This window comes from Enterobacter sp. 22452 (assembly GCF_052045065.1).
Classification (GTDB): Bacteria; Pseudomonadota; Gammaproteobacteria; order Enterobacterales; family Enterobacteriaceae; genus Enterobacter; species Enterobacter mori.
Map to the genome: position 1 here is coordinate 109,381 of NZ_JBQEOB010000007.1, position 17,548 is coordinate 126,928.

Consider the following 17,548-nt stretch of genomic DNA (forward strand, 5'->3'; position numbering starts at 1 on the left):
TACAGCTTTATTGTTGTGCCCGGGCGCTGCGCGCCCGGGTCAGGTGGTTCTGTTGCTATCAGGTAATGATGTGCTGCTGGTTAACGAGCTCGTCGTAGGTGGTCTGAACGTTATCCAACGTAACGAGTGCAGATTTAGTGTAGGCGGCCCCCGTACCGTCACGGTCGATGGAGATCACAGTATTGTTACCGCTTTGTGAAACAGTGAGATAGTTACCCAGCGTCGACGCGCTGCCGTTCCAGCCCACCAGCAGATCGCCAATGTCGATCTTGTCTCCCTGCGCCAGTGAGAAGTTGGTCCAGTGGTCGCCCGCGCTGTTCCCCGCCGTTGCGTTGCCTGCCGTGCTGTTCAGCACCTGGTAAATCAGCGTATCGCCGTAAGCCGTACCGGTGATGACGTCGTTGTGTTCAGAGCTGATGAACTGCGGCGCCATATTGATGGTCAGCGAGGCGGTATCCGTTTTACCGGTCGCGTCGGTCAGGGTGTAGTTAAAGACCTCCTTCGAGGTGATGGTTGAGAGCGATACCCCGGCGTTGAGGCTGTAGGTGTAATGACCGTCTGCCGCAATCGCCAGCGTGCCGTAATGGCCCACAATGTTCACCGCAGTGCTGCCGGTGTAAGGATCCAGGGTGGTGGTCACGCCGTTGTAGCCGGTGATGCTCAGGCGGGTATCCACCGAGTGCAGCTGATCCATTGCCCCGGCGGAGTCGGTGCCGTCAAAGATGTTGCCGTTGACGGTATGACCGCTGGTGGAGTCGAACTGGGTCAGGGAGTAGGCGGTGCCGCTGACGCTTGGGGTAATGGTGATATTCCCCGCAGCCAGTGGACCCATTTTGCCGGTATAGCTGAGCGTATAGGTACCTGCATCCAGATCCAGTCCCGTCAGGTTGATGGTGGCTGTGCCGCCCAGCAGCAGCCCGCCGTTGAATGAACCACTTCTTACGGTGGTCGCGCCATTGGTTATCGTCCAGTCCACCGTCAACCCGCCCAGAGAAAGGAGCGATGCGACGTTAAAGGTCAATACCACATTGTGCAGGGCCGTATTCGGATCCACCACGAAGGTACCGTTTCCGCTACCCTGGGTTGATGCCAGCAGCGCGGCGTTCCAGCTCGCCGTCCCTACGGTTGTATCCGAGTAGGCCGTCGTGTGGTGTACCGAGGTCACGTCCATCGCGGTGCTTACATCGTTCACTGCATCCATCGCCCGCGCGGTTGGGGTGATGTTGAGCGAGGCCGTATCTTTGGCACCGTTCGGCGCGGTAATGGTGTAGACGAAGGTATCCGGCGTGCTGATGTGGTCAGCGCCAACGCCGCTCTTCAGGGTGTAGGTGTACTGACCGGACGCGTTAATGGAGAGCGTGCCGTATTCCCCCACGATGGTGGTGAGGCCGCTGCTGTTTACCGCCACGCCGTTTACTTCCGTCACCAGCGTGCCGGATGGCGCGACGTCATCCGCCAGCACATCCCCGGTGGTGCTGGTACCGACGCTTGCCACGCTATAGACGTGGTCTTCCAGCACGTTCAGCGTGTAGGCCGTCAGCGCGGTGATCCCCGCCGCCGTGTTCAGGAGGAAGAGGTACTCCCCAGACGGCAGATTCAGCGTCAGCGTGGACGAGGTGCCGCCCAGCAGCGGCGCGCGCAGCCAGCCCGGCTGAACGCGCATCTGCTCGAAGGTCTGGGTCGCGTCGTTGAACTTATAGATGTACAGGTCAAACACCGAGGCCAGCGCTACGCCCCCCACGGAGGCCTGAATGGTCATGGTGCGGGTGGTGCCTTCCTCCACGCTGTAGATGATCGGATTGCTCAAATCATCCAGCAGATTCAGGCCCAGGGTATTACCGAGGTTAATCCCGACCACGGTAAAGCCGCCCTGCGACGAGGTGCCGTTGTTAATGGCACTCACCGTGGTGTCAAAGGTCAGCGATGCGGTGTCATCCACGGCCACGATGCCGCTGGTGGCCGTGCCTGTCCCCAGCGACAGCACCAGGTTCGCCGAGGCGCTGGTTCCGTTGTGGGAGATGGTGTAGGTGAAGTTCTCCGTACGGCCAATCACCGAGGCGCTGGTATTCGTCAGGGTATAGGTGTAGCTGCCGTCGCGGTTGATGGTCAGCGTACCGTACTGCCCCTGAATTGCCGTGCCGTCGGCGGTGACGCTGGTGATGACCCCCAGCGCGTTAGTGACGGCGGTAACCGTGGTGCCCGCCGGGGCGTTATCGCTACCGGTGGTCGGGTCAACGTCGAGGATGACGTTGCCGCCCAGGCTGGTTTCGCCGGTGACGGTGCCTGCGCTGGTCTCTTTCACGCCCACATCAATGCTGGTGTAAGAGCCCGTCGCCAGCAGGTTGGTGTTGTAGCTCAGGACGCGATACTGACCGTTGGCCAGGCCGTTCAGGTTCAGCGAAACGCCGGTCGCACCGAGCGTGAGCAGATCGGCAAACTGCGGCTGGCCGGTATCCACCACCGTTGTCCAGGTGTTGTTGACGCTGTCGAACCGCTGCACCACCAGTTCAAGGGTATTGAGCAGCGACAGCACTGCACCCGTGGCGTTGGCGTTGACGGTGATGTCCGCGCTGCCGCCGCTGCCCACCGTAAAGCCGACCTGCGCGGTGTCATTGCCGAGCAGCGTAAGCGCGTTGCCCAGCGCGCCCACCAGCAGGAAGCCGTAATCGCTGTACTGCGAGTTGGTGACCGTTGCGGTTGTGGTGAGGTCCAACTCTTCAACGTTGCTACTGGCCGACAGCGGCACGACCGGAGCGAGGGCCGATCCTGGCTGCGAAACGTTACCTGCGGCATCGGTCGCGGTGACCTGCAGCGTCTGACCTTCGGTCTGTTTATTGAGGAAGGTATAGCTGTAGGTACCGTTGCTGCCTGCCGTTGTGGTCACCGTGCTGCCATCTGCCAGACGGATGGTGACGGTGCTGCCCGCTTCGGCGTTACCCGTCAGGACGCTACCGTCGGCGTTAAAGCTGCCGGTTGGCGTGTTTGGCGCGGTGAGGTCGACAATCACCGTCGTGGCGGAAGAGAACGGACCGGTTCCCGAGCCGTTACTCGCGGTGGCAGTAAACGCATGGGAGCCTTCGCTCATCGCCGGAGTGGTGAAGGTCCAGTTGCCTGATCCGTCGGCGACAACGCTGCCCATTGCGACGCCGTTATTGTAGAGCGTGACGGTGGCGTTAGGCTGCGCCGTTCCGCTGAGGGTTGGCGTGGTGTCATCGGTCGTTTTGCCGTTGGTCAGATTACCGGTGACGGTACCGACGTTGTCGGTAATGGTGGCGATTACCGGCGCGTTCGGCAGCGTCGTGAACGGCGCGGTAACCGATGCGCTCACACCCGCGTTTCCGGCTTTATCGGTGGCGTAGACCACCAGCGACTCTCCTCCCGTCTGCGCAGGGGAGATCGTGGCGTTAAAGTTGCCGCTACCGTCCGCTACCGCCGTACCGAGGACCGTACCGGTGCTGGTGGTGATGGTAACCGTGCTGCCCGCTTCGGCGGTGCCGGTGACGTGCGTCCCGTTGGTGATCACCGCCAGGCCGGCAGGAACCGCTGGCGGCGTCAGGTCAACGGTGATGGTGGTGACTGACGATGGCGCGCTGGTGTTGCCTGCCGCATCGGTCGCCGTGGCGGTGAAGTTATGTTGCCCCTCCGCCAGCGTGATGCTGGTTTGCGGTAGCGTCCAGTTCCCGTTGGCATCGGCCGTCACGGTACCCACAAGCGTCGTACCGTCATAGATGCGAACGGTGGCGTTGGCTTCCGCGGTGCCGTTGAGCGTAGGGCGCGTGTCGTTGGTCGGGTTGCTGCCCGTCACCGGACCGGTGACGGTGCCCACGTCATCGACAACAGAGCTGATAACCGGCGCAGTTGGCGCGGTTGCGTCAACGTTAATCACATATCCAGGGGTTTGCGCACTGGCGTTACCTACCGGATCGGTCGCCGAGAAGGTCAGGCTGTGCGAGCCGTCACCCAGCGCCGGAGAAGGGGTAAAGCTCCAGTTTCCGCCGGTCGCAACGACGCTGCCTATCTGCACGCCGTTATCGAAGATTTTCACCGTCGAGCCCGCTTCTGCCGTGCCCGTGAGCGTCGGCTGCGCATCGTTGGTTAAGCCGCCGTTGGCGATTGGCGTGGCGGCGTTACCGACGTCATCCGTGATGCTTGTCAGCACCGGCAGCGCTGGCGGCGTGGTGTCGATGGTCAGCGTGAAGGTGGCTGATGACGCGCTGGTATTGCCAGCCGCATCGGTGGCTTCTGCCGTAAAGCTGTGCGGGCCAGTCGCCAGCGTCGTGTTGAGCAAGATACTCCAGTTGCCGCTGGCGTCTGCAGTGCCCGTGCCGACAAGCGTAGTGCCTTCATAGATGTTCACCGTAGCAAACGGCTCGCTGGTGCCCACAAGACGCGGTACGGTGTCGTCGGTACTTTGCCCTGAGCCAAGCGCGCCCGTCACCGTGCCGACATCATCGATAGCCTGCGAGATAACCGGTGCGTTCGGTGGAGTGGTATCGACAATCAGCGTAAAGGCCGGTGAAGCCGGGCTGACGTTGCCTGCCGCGTCGGTTGCCGTGGCGGTCCAGGTATGGCTGCCGCTGCTGAGTGGGTTAGCAGGCGTGAAGCTCCATACGCCACTGCCGTTGGCCTGAACGGTACCGACCTGCTGACCATTTTCATAAAGGGTGATAGTGGCGTTGGCCGCTGCGGTTCCGTTCAACGTTGGCGTGGTGTCGTCGGTACTTTGCCCCGAGGTGAGTGGGTTGAGAACGGTACCCTGGTTATCCGTTGCCGGCGTAAAGACCGGTGCCAGCGGCGCGACGGTGTCCACCGTCAGGTTAAACGCTGGCGAGGTGGCGCCGGTGTTACCCGCCGTATCGGTGGCGTTGAAGGTGATGGCGTGCAGCCCTTCACCGAGCGCCGTACCCGGGGTAAAGGTCCAGTTCCCCTGAGCGTTCACCACGGCGGTGCCGATTTCAGTGCCATCCACAATCACGTGAACCGTCGCACCGATTTCGCCCGTGCCGTTGAAGGTTGGGCGCGCATCGTTGGTGCTGTTACCGGTGAGGAGCGTCCCGGTGACCGGCCCGACATCGTCAATGACAGTCGTTACAACCGGCGCGTCAGGGCCTGCTGTATCCACGGTGAAGGCGAATACCGGAGAGTTAGCCGAGACGTTGCCTACGGCATCCGTGGCGTTGACGCGAATGTTATAGTTGCCATCGCCAAGCGCAGTGCCAGGCGTAAAGGTCCAGTTGCCGTTGCTGTCTACCGTGGTGGTACCAATCTCCACCCCATTATTCAGAATGTGGATTGTACTGCCCAGCGCACCTGTCCCGCTCAGCGTCGGCGTATTGTCGTTGGTGACCTGGCCGGCGGTCAGATTACCGGTCACGCCGCCCGCCACGTTGTCGTTAACCGTATCGAGCGTCGGCACCGTTGGCGCCGTCAGGTCGATGTCAATGCTCCAGGCGTTGGAGGTCTGGCTCACGTTGCCCTGCGGATCGGTGGCTTTGACGGTGAAGGAGTGCGAGCCTTCCACGAGGGCGGTTTCAGGCGTAAAGGTCCATGCGCCGGTGACGCTGTCTGCCGCCACGATACCGATCTGCGTTGTGCCATCATAAATAACGACGACACTGCCCGCTTCCGCCGTCCCGGTCAGGGTTGGCGTGGCGTCGTTGGTTGGCGCACCGTCAGGTACTACGGTCGCGGCATTCCCCGCGTCGTCGGTCACGCTGGTGATCACCGGCGTCGTGGAGACGGTATCAACGGTGATGGTGATGCCCGTAGAGAGTCCGCTCGCGTTGCCCGCCGGATCGGTGGCCCGGATCGTCAGGGTATGATCGCCATCAGCCAGCGCTGGCGGGGTGTAGGTCCATGTGCCGGTTGAGCCGACGACAACGCTGCCTAACGGAGTACCGTTATTGTAAATGGTAATCGTATCACCCACGTTCCCCACGCCGTTCAGCGTTGGGCGGTTATCGTTGGTGGTCTGGCCGTCGCTCAATGGCCCAATGCCCGGACCGACGTCATCGATGATGGAGCCGATAGCTGGTGTGTCGGGGGCGGTCAGGTCAATGGTGACGGTTGCGGCAGGAGAGCGTCCGCTGGTTTCGCCGCTAACAATATCCGTCGCGGTGACTTCAAAGGTATGTGGACCTGCTGTCAACGGGAAGAGCGGGGTGTAACTCCAGTTGCCGCTTCCATCCGCAACCACGGTTGGCGGCACTGCCAGTACGCCATCCTGATAAATCGTGATGACGGCGTTAGGTTCTGCTGTCCCGCTCAGCGTAGGCGAGGTGTCATCAGAGGTTTTGTCTTTCACATTGCCCGTGATCGGTCCAACGTTATCGGTAATAGCCGTAATAACCGGTACGTCCGGAAGGTCCAGCGGCGAGTCGGTGACGACAAAGCTTGCACCTGGGCTGGTGTTCCCCGCGGCATCCGTGGCGGTCACCTTCAGCGTGGTGGCATCCAGCTGTGCCGGGCTGAGCGCAATGGAGAAATTGCCACCGGTCGCAACGCCGGTACCGAGGACAGTCGTACCGTCTGCGGCATACACGGTGATGGTGGCTCCCGCTTCAGCGGTCCCGGTAAGCGGGGTGCCTTGCTGAGTAAGGGCGATGTTGGCTGGGTCTGCCGGGATACCCGTATCGACGGTTACCGCCAGGTTCGGAGAGCTACCCGAAATATTGCCTGCGGGATCGCGGGATGAGACCGAGAAGGTGTGCGGGCCATCAGGTAAGGTGCTGTCGGCGGTCCACGTCCAGATACCGTTTTGAGGAACCGTTACGGTAATGGTTGATGGCGTCCCATCCACTGAAACGATGATTGTTGAGCCCGGCTCGCCGGTACCGCTGAGAGCCGGGGTGCCGTCGCGCGTATAGAGGGTACCGTTTGTCAGCTGGCTATCAGAAACCGCGTCGATAGCTGGCGTCGCGGGAGCCTGCGTATCGATCGTCACGGTAAAGACCGGGCCTGGCGCACTGACGTTACCTGCGCTATCCACTGCCGCAACGGTAATATTCAGCGGGCCGTCCGTTTGGGCCGTCGGAAGCGTGTATGACCATTGGCCATTGACGATATCAACGCGCGCCAGTTCAACACCGTTGTTGTAAATGATCGCCGTTTCACCGTCAGGACCGGTTCCGCCGATCGTTGGGGTGTTATCTGTCGTAGAACCACCGTTTTGTGCACCACCGATGGCCGCGATAACCGGTGTATCGGGCGCGAGCGTGTCTACCGTAATGGTGATGCCGGTTGACGGATCTGATTCGTTGCCCGCCTCATCGGTGGCCGTGGCGGTATATTCATGCGTGCCTTCCCCAATGTTGCTCTCAGGGCGCCAGCTCCAGTTGCCGTTTCCGTCTACCGTCACCGTGCCTACGGCTGTCGTCGTTGTGCCGCCATCGCGGCTGTCATAGATGGTGATCACATCGTTTGGCGTACCCGTTCCGCTCAATACCGGGCGCGGATCGTTGGTGGTTTCGCCGTCGGCTACGGGGCCGGTGATCTGGCTCACGCTGTCGGTCACGACCGGCACCGTTGGGGCCAGAGGGGCTTCAGTATCAATGGTGATCGTCACCGGGGTGGACGGGGCGCTTTCGTTGCCCGCGCCATCCTGATTGGTGACCGTCAGGGAGAGATCGTAGGTCCCGTTACCCAGCGGTGTGCTCGGCGTCCAGGTCCAGTTGCCGTCACCGTCCACCAGAGATTCGCCGATTTTGGTCGTGCCATCATAAATATTCACCACGTCACCCGGGTTGCCCGTTCCGCTCAGGGTTGGCGTGGTATCGCGGGTCGTTTCACCCGGGTTCAGTGCGGTACCCGGCGTGCTGCCGTCCGGGTTTACGGTGATATCCGGTATCGCCGGTGTATCAGGCGCGATGGTATCAATGGTGAGCACGAACGGAGGCGAAATCGTCGTGTTACCGGCAGCATCCGTGGCGTGCACCGTCAGGGAATGTGGGCCGTTGGTTAACGGGGTGGTTGGCGTAAAGGTCCATGTTCCCCCCGTTACAGTCGCCGTGCCGAGCAGGGTATTACCGTCATAAAGTGTAATGATGGTGTCCGCCGGTGCCGTCCCCTGCAGCTGAGGCTGGGTGTCGTCCGTTGTGTCACCGTCCTGAAGCGGGTTCTGCACCGGACCCACGTTATCCAGCGCCGTCTCAATAGTGGCCGCCGCCGGTGGCGTAACGTCGACCGTCAGCGTAAAGCCGCCGGATGCCGGGCTGGTGTTACCCGCCGCGTCGGTGGTGACGGCGGTCAGGGTATGCGGCCCCTCGCTCAACGGCGTTGTGGGCGTGAAGGTCCACGCACCGTTGCTGTCGACCAGCGCGGTACCAATGGCGTTGCCATCAAGACGAATGGTGACCGTTGAACCTGGCTCGGCGGTACCGTTGAGCGTCGGGGTGGCGTCGTTTGTCGTTTCACCGGTATCGAGCGGGCCGGTGCGTCCAGGGGCATCATCCACGACCTGCGTTATGACCGGTGCGACCGGCGCAGTGCCATCAACGGTGATGCTCCAGGTATTTGAGGCCCCGCTCGGGTTACCTGCTCCATCGACCGCCGTTGCCGTCAGGACGTGACCGCCATCAGGCAGCGGTGCCGTTGGGGTAATGCTCCATTCGCCGGACGCCGGAACAGTCACGGTACCGATGACGGTGCTGCCGCTGGTAACGGTAATGGTTGTACCGGGTTCACCCGTCCCGTTGATGGTGGGCGTCCGGTCGTTAGTGAGGCCATTCTGGGCGACTGGACCCGCGGTGGCCTGCACATCATCCACCACGGAAATAATCACCGGCGTTTGCGCAGGCGTGATGTCCGGCGCAACGGTAGGGGTTGTTGGCCCCGTGTTGCCTGCGGCGTCGGTGGCATCTGCGGTCAAACTTTCGCCGTTGGCTTTTGGCGGCGTGAGCGTGACGCTGAAGCTACCGTCATCATTGGCTTTGCCTTGACCCACCGTGACGTTACCTTCACGAATAGTCACCGTACTGCCCGGTTCAGCGGTACCCGTAACCGTTGTGCCGTCGCCGGACACGACGACGTTATCCGGTGCGAGAGGTGGCGTCGAATCAGGTGCAGTGGCCGTAGCCGGCAGGCTAACGTTACCGCTGTCATCGGTTGCGATAACCGTCAGCACTTCGCCGTTTGTCTGGGCCGGGCTGATTGGCGTGCTAAAGGTCCCGTCGCCATTGGCTGTCGTTTCGCCGATGACTGTGCCATCCGGGGCTTTAATGGTGACGGTACTGCCCGGTTCTGCCGTCCCGCTGACGCTTTGACCATCGTCGGACACCACGAGATTGCCGGGCAGGGCTGGCGGGGTGGTATCGGCTGCGGTAGCGGTCGCTGGCGTGCTCTGGTTACCTGCAGCGTCAGACGCCACCACGGAGATCAGCTGGCCGTTGGTTTGCGCAGGGGTAAGCGTGGCAACAAAGTTACCGTTGCCGTCCGTGGTCGTACGGCCAATAACGTCTCCGTCGCTGTTGGTGATCACAATGCTGCTGTTGGGCTCGGCGGTGCCGGTAATCTGTGTGCCAGCCGGATTCAGAGAAATGACGGGTTGATCCGGCGGTGTGGTGTCAACGATGAAATTAATCGGCTGAGACAGGCCGCTCTGGTTGCCTGCCGCATCGGTTTCACGCACCGTAATCGAGTGCGCGCCTTCTGCAAGAGGTGATGTCGGGGTCAGGCTCCAGGTGCCGTTAGGCTGCACCGTGGCAGTCCCTACGGGCGCGCCGTTATCGTAAACGGTAATGGTGCTGCCAGGTTCACCTCTGCCCGTCAGACGCGGTTGTGAGGCATCCGTAAATTGTCCTACGCTGATGGCACCTTTGAGGCTTCCGGTATCATCATTAACCACGAATGCAGACGGCGTTGACGGGGCGGTGAGATCCACGGTAAGGGTAAACGCCGGGGAGGCTGGGCCGGTGTTGCCTGCGACGTCGGCGGCACGCACGGTCAGCTGATGGCTGCCTTCGCTGAGGTTCACGGATGGCGTAAACGTCCAGCTTCCGTTAGCGGCGACCACGGCGGTACCGATCGCGATACCGTTGTCATAAATGGTGACGGTCGAGCCTGCTTCTGCGGTACCGGTGAGCTGTGGCCGCGGATCGTTGGTACTGCTGCCATTGCCCAGCGTACCGGTAATGGGGGCGACATCATCAACAACGCTGATGACGACCGGCGCCGTCGGGGCGACGGTATCGACGATAAAGGTTACGGCGGTCGATGGCGCGCTGGTGTTGCCCGCCGCATCGGTTGCCGTGGTCGTGATGGTGTGGCTTCCGTTGGCGAGATTGCCTGCTGGGGTAAAGCTCCAGTTGCCGTTAGCATCCACTTTGGTGGTGCCGATCTGGGTGCCGTTATCGTAAATGGTGATGGTGGTTCCGGCTTCGCCAATGCCGCTGAGGGTAGGGCGGGCGTCGTCAGTGCGCTGGCCATTGTCCAGCGGGCCCGTTTCCGTGCCGACGTCATCGTTTACGATGAGAAGGTTTGGCGCATCCGGCACGGTGGAGTCTGGAGCGGTGACCTGACCAGGCTGGCTGGTGTTGCCCGCGCTGTCCGTCGCGGTGGCGGTAAGCTGCTCGCCGTTGGTCAGCGGTTTACCCAGCTCGATGGTGAACGCGCCATCGCTGCCTGCTTTCCCGGTGCCGACCACGTTACCGTCGGCATCTTTTAACGTGACGGTGCTGCCCGGTTCAGCGCGACCCGTGACGGTGGTACCGTCATCCGATACCTGCAGATTGGTGGGCGCATCCGGTGCGGTGGTATCGGGCGCGGTGACGTGCCCGGCCTGGCTGGTATTACCGGATGAATCCGTCGCGGTGGCGGTGATCACCTCGCCGTTGGTCAGGGGCTTATCCAGCACGATGGTAAATTTGCCGTCATTGCCCGTTTTTCCGGTGCCGACCACGTTACCGTCGGCATCTTTTAGCGTGACGGTGCTGCCCGGCTCAGCGGTACCCGTGACGGTTTTGCCATCGTCGGAGAACTGTAAGTTGGTTGGCGCGGTTGGCGCCGTGGTATCGGGATCCGTCGGTGTGCCCGGATTGCCGGGGTTGCTGTTGTCATCATCGTCACCTCCGCCTCCTCCGCCGGTGCCCGCTGCGATGGCAATCCCACCCGCTACCGCAAGACCACCCAGCACCCATGGCCAGACGGCGGCACCGCCTGCATCACTCCCTGACGCGGCAAGTAATACGTCCGTGGAGGCGATTGATTCGTATGTGGCGGCCCCGGTAGGGTCTTCAATCCACCACAGCGCGCCGTCACTCTCCTCCAGGACCAGCTGGCTCACGCCCTGGGCATCCGTGACGTAGAAGTTTTTCAGGGTGATCACCTCGCCGGAGTGCAGCGTCACCACCAGATCGTTACCGCTACGGGCGAAATGAGAAATATCGGTTCGCTCTACGTGTAGCTCCACGATAGAGGAATGGCTCAGCGTAACCTGGGTGCCCTCTGTGGTGGTTTCCACGCCAGTAAGTTTCGATATAACAGAGATTTGGCTCATTTAGTCATTACTCCAGACGAGTTGTCGTGAACGGCGTGCAAGATGAGCCATCTGTTTATGAAGGGAAAAGCGCGCCCGCGGCGGAGTAACTGCAATTAAGCAGTACTCACCGTATTTTTTTAGAGCGAACGATGCCCGCCAGGATATAGAGTGGCAACATCAGAGCGAATCTATTTATTTGATGGAAAATATTGCGTATTCTTTTTTTTGTGCTCTCGATAACCCTGCGATTAATAGAGGAATTAATTCGAAATAGTATAAAAATGATATAGCCAGAAAAGCCCCGATATGCAAATTAAGATTCTGTAAATACAGGGGGATATCATGAGGTAAATATTAATATATGGGCGTTGATTATCGGTGTGAATGATTAACATGTTGTTTTTTAAGTGTTGTTGTAAATTTGGGGCGTGTTTTTTAACGTTTTTATGAGAGGTTAAATAATGCGGTGGTGAGAGGTTTTCTGTTTATTTAAATAATGCTGTTTAAGGCTGCTTAATATTTATTTAAGTTAGGGTAACATTTTTGATGTAAGATATATTATGTTTTTAGTGAGTGGAAATATATTCTGATGCATAAACAAATTTCTGCTACCAGGAGCGATAAGAATAGTTGAGAGGCGGGTGAAATACATTGGGCTGATCGTCAGTGCGGTAAAAATATGGACGCCATTTTTTATAATAAAAAGTCCCCGCAAAAATGAATAAAATGTGTGGCTCGCGCGTTAACCGACGTATTCACTTTTGACCCTGGAGCTCTGTATGAACACCACTCTGCTTCGTCTGTTCCCGACGCTGATCATTTTCCTGTACACCCCGCTGGCGTCTGCGATGGGCGATAATAGTACCGAGAGCAAAACGCCTGACTGCCCGTCCGGGCAGGTCTATGACAGTGCATCTCAGAAATGCGTGCCTGATAAAAGCAGCAGCCTCAGCGATGAGGACAAAACCCGTTATGCCTACCATCTTGCGAAGAAAGGAGAGTACCAGGCGGCGCTCAACTTGCTTGACTCTCTGAAAAATGCGAATACGGCTGAAGCCTGGAACTATCGCGGTTATGCCACGCGTAAACTCGGCCGCACGGATGAAGGTATTGGCTATTATCAGCGTTCGCTTGCTATCGAACCGAACTATGCCAAAGCTCGCGAATATCTGGGTGAAGCGTGGGTGGTGAAAGGGCGACCGGATTTGGCCAAAGAACAGCTGAAGGTGATTGCCGGTATTTGCGGCCAGAACTGCGAGGAGTACCGTGACCTGCAGGCTGCCATTAACGGACATCCTGAATCCTGAATGCCCTCTGTAGGGAAAGCAAATCGCTACCAGTGACGTTCGTGAACAGTTAGCTGCACACCTGGCGCGCCTTTGGCGCTACGGGCTGGTGTTGTCGCGAAACCGGGATATCGCTGAAGAACTGGTGCAGTCTACCTGCGTGCGGGCGCTTGAAAAGAGCAGCCAGTACACGCCTGGTACACGTATCGACAGGTGGCTGTTCGCGATTCTGCACTCAATCTGGATCTCTGAACTGCGAGCACGGCTCGTGCGGCAGGGGCAGGGTTTTGTCGTCAGTGACGAGCTTTTGGCGCCTGACACGCGTGAGCAGGATGAGATGCGCCTGCATTATCTGAAGGTGATGCAGCGCAATACGGTTTTTTTGGTTTACGTCGAAGATTTTACCTATCAGGAGGCGGCGGACACGCTATCGGTACCGATTGGTACCATTATGAGTCGGCTGGCAACAGCCAGAGCGACGCTGGCAAAATCGGCTAATGCATCGCCCCCGGTAAAGGAGAAACGTTCTTGAACGCGTACCGTTTTACACCGCCCTACAACGATGATGCTATCGTGGCCTGGATAGATGGTGAGATGTCACGTGCCGAGGCACAACAGTTTGAAGCGCAGCTACGAACGGATGACCAGCTCTCCGGTCGGACGGCGGAGCTGATGAAAAGCAACCAGAACTATCAGCTCGCGTTCGCCGACATGCTGAATGACGCACCGGTGGAACGAATGCAGGCCCGTCTGGAGCTGCTTTCTGAACAGCGGCCCGCGCCATCAGATGGCGTTAGCAGGCGGGCGCTGATTGCCGCATCGCTCAGTTTTTTGGTGCTGGGGTCAGGGCTGGGATACTGGCTAAGGCTGACCTCCGCGCTGGCTGATGAAAACGCCCAGATCCGTGAACGGGAAGCACAATATATGTCGCTGTATAGCGTCGAGACGCTGCTGGATATGGACGCTGCGTCGCCTGTTCTTCAGCGCGGGCTAGCGCGCGCGGCACAGGATATCGGCCTGCAACTTGCGGAGTCACAGCTTTCCCTGCGTGGGGCCGAGCTTAAAATGGTACGCATGCTACGGTACGACGCCACCTCTATCGCGCAAATCGCCTGGCTAAACGCCGACTATGGACCGATGGCGCTATGCATCTCCCCGACAGAGCAGAAGATGAAAACCGCTTTCCAGCAGGAGCAACGGCACAGTATGAACCTGGTATGGTGGCAAGATGCGGGGTATCAGTTCGTTCTGATTGGCCGTAATCCACTCCCCGCGTTACAGAGCAATGCGCAGCAGCTCTATGATGTGTTAGCCTGAATCGCAATGGCGATATCCGGGGTGAGGGTGGTATCACCCGTCACGCCAATGAGCCTGGCCCATGAGAGGATGCCACCAAAGGCATGCCACGACAGGTGAATACGCGTGTTGTTAGTGTCGATGATAAAGTGCTGCGGGCTGCATAAAGAGATGAGCAAAACAGCAGGAAACTAAAAGCCAGCAGCCGATACATGGTGATTCTCCGTTAAGCGCGCACAGTGTTAACGCATGACCTGCTGTCTTTATTCGGAGAAATGAAAAAAGGCCGCTAACGCGGCCTTCCTGGGGATTATTCAGTGACTTTCTTTTCTAATTCACTGGCACCCTGTTTGGTTTTATTCCAGCCTTTCTCTGCACCCTCTTTGGTGGCATCCCACCCCTTCTCTGTGCCTTCTTTGGTTTTATGCCAGGCTTTTTGAGAGTCTTCGCTGACTTTGCTGCCAAAGCTTTCGCTTTTACCTTCTGCGGCATGCTCATTTTTCAGCTTCAGTTCTTCACCTTTGTTCTGCTCTTCGTGCAGTTTTTGCTTCGCGTCGTTGGCGTTCGCTTTCGCCGCGGCGACAGTGTCGTCAGTTGCATGTGTGGTCGCAGCAAAAACTGGGGAAGCCAGCAGAACAGCAGATAATGCAATAATTGTTTTTTTCATAATATCCTCATTTAACGTTTTCGGTTATGAGCGTGATTCAGCATGTCACAGACGAAGCGAAGCGGCTTTAGGAAAAAACTGTAAAAGAATGGATGCCACGAAGGCGCTATTTCATGCGAAAGGCTAACCGAGCGTGAGATATCCCATCTCAGCCAGTGCTGCCAGCGTCAGTAGAATAAAAAATAGTATGGTGAAGGGTCTGTACATATTACTCTCCTTGTTGTGCATATAGTCATCCGTGTTGATCCTGTCATGCGCCAGCCCAGTGTTCTTAGAGGCAACGCTATTATCTCCGTGACAGCGGAAATAATCATGGATGCCGCTCACAAGTTGCGAGTCGGCATTTTATTAGTCACGGTGATTAAATATTTTCAGTGTGAGTCGGCGTGGAAAATGCTGAGATAATAGCCCAATGGAACGCTTCTTTCGGAGTCTGAAAACGAATGGGTGCCGGTGTCAGGTTATTATATAGGGGGTATTACAGCTCGCTAAAGCCGCATAAATATAACGCTGGGTTACCCTCAAACGAATCGAAAAACCGATATTGGAAAACTCTAAAGCGGCGGTCAGTTTTAGTTGACCACTTCAGTTCACTGCTTTGTCAGAGGTCGAAAGTAACGGCTTGGTTTTCTTGCAAGGGGGAGTCTCCATGCGTTTAGGCCCAACGGAAACACTATAGCTTTTCGTTGGGCCTACCAATGTGCCTAAAAGGTTCGGATTTAATCAGTTGGTTTTCAGACATCGCGGGACAAATTGAGGGCACAAAAAAGCCCGCAGGGCTTGCGCCGTGCGGGCTCTTAGGACTTCATCGGATGACTCTGGTAATCACCGATGGAGAATTTTGGTGGGCTGGCGGAGTCTGAATTGGTTGTGTAATTCATTGAATTAATTTGAATAACTGCTAGTTCAACTTTTCTTAGGGGCCTATTTGGGTGCCTAAAAGTTTTTTCTCCCTTTGATGAGAAAGAAGACGAGATAGGGACTGTGCGTGGTGATATCTAGTTGAGTCGTCACACTGAAAAACAGATTTGACCTGGTAACCATTTCTTGCGCAGCAAACGCGCCGCGCATATACGGTTTGGGCTTACCTTTTATCAAACGCTTAGACTACTATTCGCCTGCGAAATTTTTTGGATAAAAGCCATCATCACCAATGCAGCATCGAAAAATGCTTAATTAAAAATGCTCACGCCTGCATCCCCTTACCCCGTGCCAGGTTAATTCTTTCAACGCATTCCTTAAACGCTTTAAGTTGCTCCGTAGAGAGTTCAGATTCATCAATTTTGACCAGAAGAGCGTTGAGAGAGCGTTCAATATCATTTTTAATTAACCGTAAGCAGATAACCTTAACCCAACGTGGAGAGAGCTTACTGAGGCCAATTGCTCTTGTGATTTGTAATTTCATGCGATGCCTCTCAACCGCCAGTGTGCCGGTTTTCAACCTCGGTTATAACACGCAATGGACAGGACTTCTGTTATTCCTTCGCCTAAAATTTAGCATGAAGCGCTTAGCTTGGGTGCAACCAGGATTTCATTAAACATCAAAATTAGTTTTGCATCATGACGCGCAAGCGCCACGTCATAACCAGAGTTACTAGTTCACCTCAAGGTAGTTTTTCATATTCTGACACAGGATGGGATATCTCCTTTGTGCCATAGTGGATGTTATTAATCTCATGCAGTATGGATTCACGAAAAATATACGTTAAATTTTGTCCTGATTGACACGGGATGAAAGCTCCTGATAGCTCTCTTTTCTCTCGCTGTAACGATCTGCAAGATAACCAGTTTGTCCCTTAAGCAGCACCGTGATTTTAAACAGCTCCTCGGCTACATCGACGATACGGTCATACCATGACGAAGGTTTCATTCGGCCGTTTTCGTCGAACTCTTGCCATGCCTTAGCAATGGAGGACTGGTTGGGGATCGTGAACATCCGCATCCATCGGCCCAGAATGCGCATTTGGTTCACCGCATTAAAGGACTGCGAACCACCGCAGACCTGCATCACTGCAAGTGTCTTGCCCTGCGAAGGACGAACCGCGCCTTCACTTAAGGGTATCCAGTCTATTTGCGCCTTCATCACCGCGCTCATCGTCCCATGCCGCTCAGGGGAACTCCACACCATCCCGTCACACCATCTGACCAGGCCGCGTAGTTCGGTGACCTTAGGGTGCGTGTCTGGCGCATCATCAGGCAGGGGTAAACCAGAGGGGTTAAAGAATTCCACCTCCGCGCCCATTGCAGTCAGAAGACGACCGGCTTCCTCCGCGGCAAAGCGGCTGTAGGAGCGCTCTCTTACTGAGCCATACAGGATAAGAATCCGTGGTGGCACTTGCAGGTTCAGGCGTTCAGCGATGTGTTGATCAAAGAATTCAATATTAAGGGCAGGAAATTGTTCCATTTTTCTCCTCCGGAGAGAGTAGATGATTTCAAATTTAACACATATGATTTATCATATATATATTCTAAAGGGAACGGAGTGAAAAATGCTACAACCTGTTCAGCTTTTCAAAATCCTGTCGGATGAAACTCGGCTCGCCATCGTCATGATTCTCCGGGAGTCAGGAGAACTGTGCGTTTGTGATATCTGCGCAGCCATTTCCGAATCACAACCCAAAGTCTCGCGACATATGGCTATCCTTCGTGAGGCCGGGCTGGTTCTGGACCGTCGTGAAGGCAAATGGATCCACTATCGTCTGTCACCCCACATACCGGCATGGGCAGCTGAGACAATCACGACGTCCTGGCAGTGTATGCGGGAGGATTTGTGTAAATGGCTGGATAAATCAGCCTGCACCTCCTGCTGAGAAAAGAAAACAAATT

8 protein-coding genes and 1 pseudogene are annotated in these 17,548 nt (G+C 57.2%); 5 read left to right on the forward strand and 4 right to left on the reverse strand.

Going from position 1 to position 17,548, the window contains the following annotated elements:
• Positions 1 to 58 precede the first annotated feature (58 nt).
• On the reverse strand, positions 59 to 11,491 hold the full coding sequence (locus ACTJJA_RS19205; RefSeq protein WP_440668948.1) for a BapA/Bap/LapF family large adhesin: 11,433 nt from the start codon (positions 11,489 to 11,491) through the stop codon (positions 59 to 61).
• Positions 11,492 to 12,252: 761 nt separating this feature from the next.
• On the opposite strand from ACTJJA_RS19205, the gene ACTJJA_RS19210 reads away from it, so the two are divergent.
• The 3 genes from ACTJJA_RS19210 to ACTJJA_RS19220 are packed head-to-tail and all read left to right on the forward strand — an operon-like array spanning position 12,253 to position 14,076.
• Positions 12,253 to 12,780, forward strand: a complete 528-nt coding sequence (locus tag ACTJJA_RS19210; protein WP_440668949.1) for a tetratricopeptide repeat protein — start codon at positions 12,253 to 12,255, stop codon at positions 12,778 to 12,780.
• A gap of 22 nt (positions 12,781 to 12,802) precedes the next feature.
• Positions 12,803 to 13,291 carry a sigma factor-like helix-turn-helix DNA-binding protein gene (locus ACTJJA_RS19215; protein WP_440668954.1) on the forward strand — a complete coding sequence of 163 codons (489 nt, stop codon included), beginning with the start codon at positions 12,803 to 12,805 and terminating at the stop codon, positions 13,289 to 13,291.
• Positions 13,288 to 14,076: an anti-sigma factor family protein gene (locus ACTJJA_RS19220; RefSeq protein WP_440668950.1), complete on the forward strand. Its 789-nt coding sequence runs from the start codon at positions 13,288 to 13,290 to the stop codon at positions 14,074 to 14,076. Before ACTJJA_RS19215 ends, ACTJJA_RS19220 begins: the two co-directional genes overlap by 4 nt.
• Positions 14,077 to 14,365: 289 nt before the next feature.
• Here the strand turns inward: ACTJJA_RS19220 and ACTJJA_RS19225 are convergent, their stop codons facing one another.
• Positions 14,366 to 14,722 carry a hypothetical protein gene (locus tag ACTJJA_RS19225; RefSeq protein WP_042713370.1) on the reverse strand — a complete coding sequence of 119 codons (357 nt, stop codon included), beginning with the start codon at positions 14,720 to 14,722 and terminating at the stop codon, positions 14,366 to 14,368.
• Positions 14,723 to 15,095: 373 nt separating this feature from the next.
• Between ACTJJA_RS19225 and ACTJJA_RS19230 the strand changes: the two are divergent.
• Positions 15,096 to 15,279: pseudogene (locus ACTJJA_RS19230) on the forward strand (IS3 family transposase); the annotation flags it as partial.
• Between the two features lie 629 nt (positions 15,280 to 15,908).
• Here ACTJJA_RS19230 and ACTJJA_RS19235 read toward each other — a convergent pair.
• Together ACTJJA_RS19235 and arsH are read right to left on the reverse strand one after the other, a co-directional pair.
• On the reverse strand, positions 15,909 to 16,127 hold the full coding sequence (locus ACTJJA_RS19235) for a hypothetical protein (protein ID WP_010434242.1): 219 nt from the start codon (positions 16,125 to 16,127) through the stop codon (positions 15,909 to 15,911).
• 300 nt (positions 16,128 to 16,427) lie between these two features.
• On the reverse strand, positions 16,428 to 17,126 hold the full coding sequence (gene arsH / locus ACTJJA_RS19240; protein ID WP_332942161.1) for an arsenical resistance protein ArsH: 699 nt from the start codon (positions 17,124 to 17,126) through the stop codon (positions 16,428 to 16,430).
• An 85-nt stretch (positions 17,127 to 17,211) separates the two neighbouring features.
• Between arsH and ACTJJA_RS19245 the strand changes: the two genes are divergently transcribed.
• Positions 17,212 to 17,532 (forward strand): metalloregulator ArsR/SmtB family transcription factor, encoded by a 321-nt coding sequence (locus tag ACTJJA_RS19245; protein WP_032938043.1) that lies wholly within the window; start codon positions 17,212 to 17,214, stop codon positions 17,530 to 17,532.
• Positions 17,533 to 17,548: the final 16 nt, after the last annotated feature.

Coding starts and splice junctions, on each gene's coding strand:
- ACTJJA_RS19205 (WP_440668948.1), bottom strand. CDS start 11,491: ATGAGCCAAATCTCTGTTATATCGAAACTTACTGGCGTGGAAACCACC.
- ACTJJA_RS19210 (WP_440668949.1), top strand. CDS start 12,253: ATGAACACCACTCTGCTTCGTCTGTTCCCGACGCTGATCATTTTCCTG.
- ACTJJA_RS19225 (WP_042713370.1), bottom strand. CDS start 14,722: ATGAAAAAAACAATTATTGCATTATCTGCTGTTCTGCTGGCTTCCCCA.
- ACTJJA_RS19235 (WP_010434242.1), bottom strand. CDS start 16,127: ATGAAATTACAAATCACAAGAGCAATTGGCCTCAGTAAGCTCTCTCCA.
- arsH (WP_332942161.1), bottom strand. CDS start 17,126: ATGGAACAATTTCCTGCCCTTAATATTGAATTCTTTGATCAACACATC.
- ACTJJA_RS19245 (WP_032938043.1), top strand. CDS start 17,212: ATGCTACAACCTGTTCAGCTTTTCAAAATCCTGTCGGATGAAACTCGG.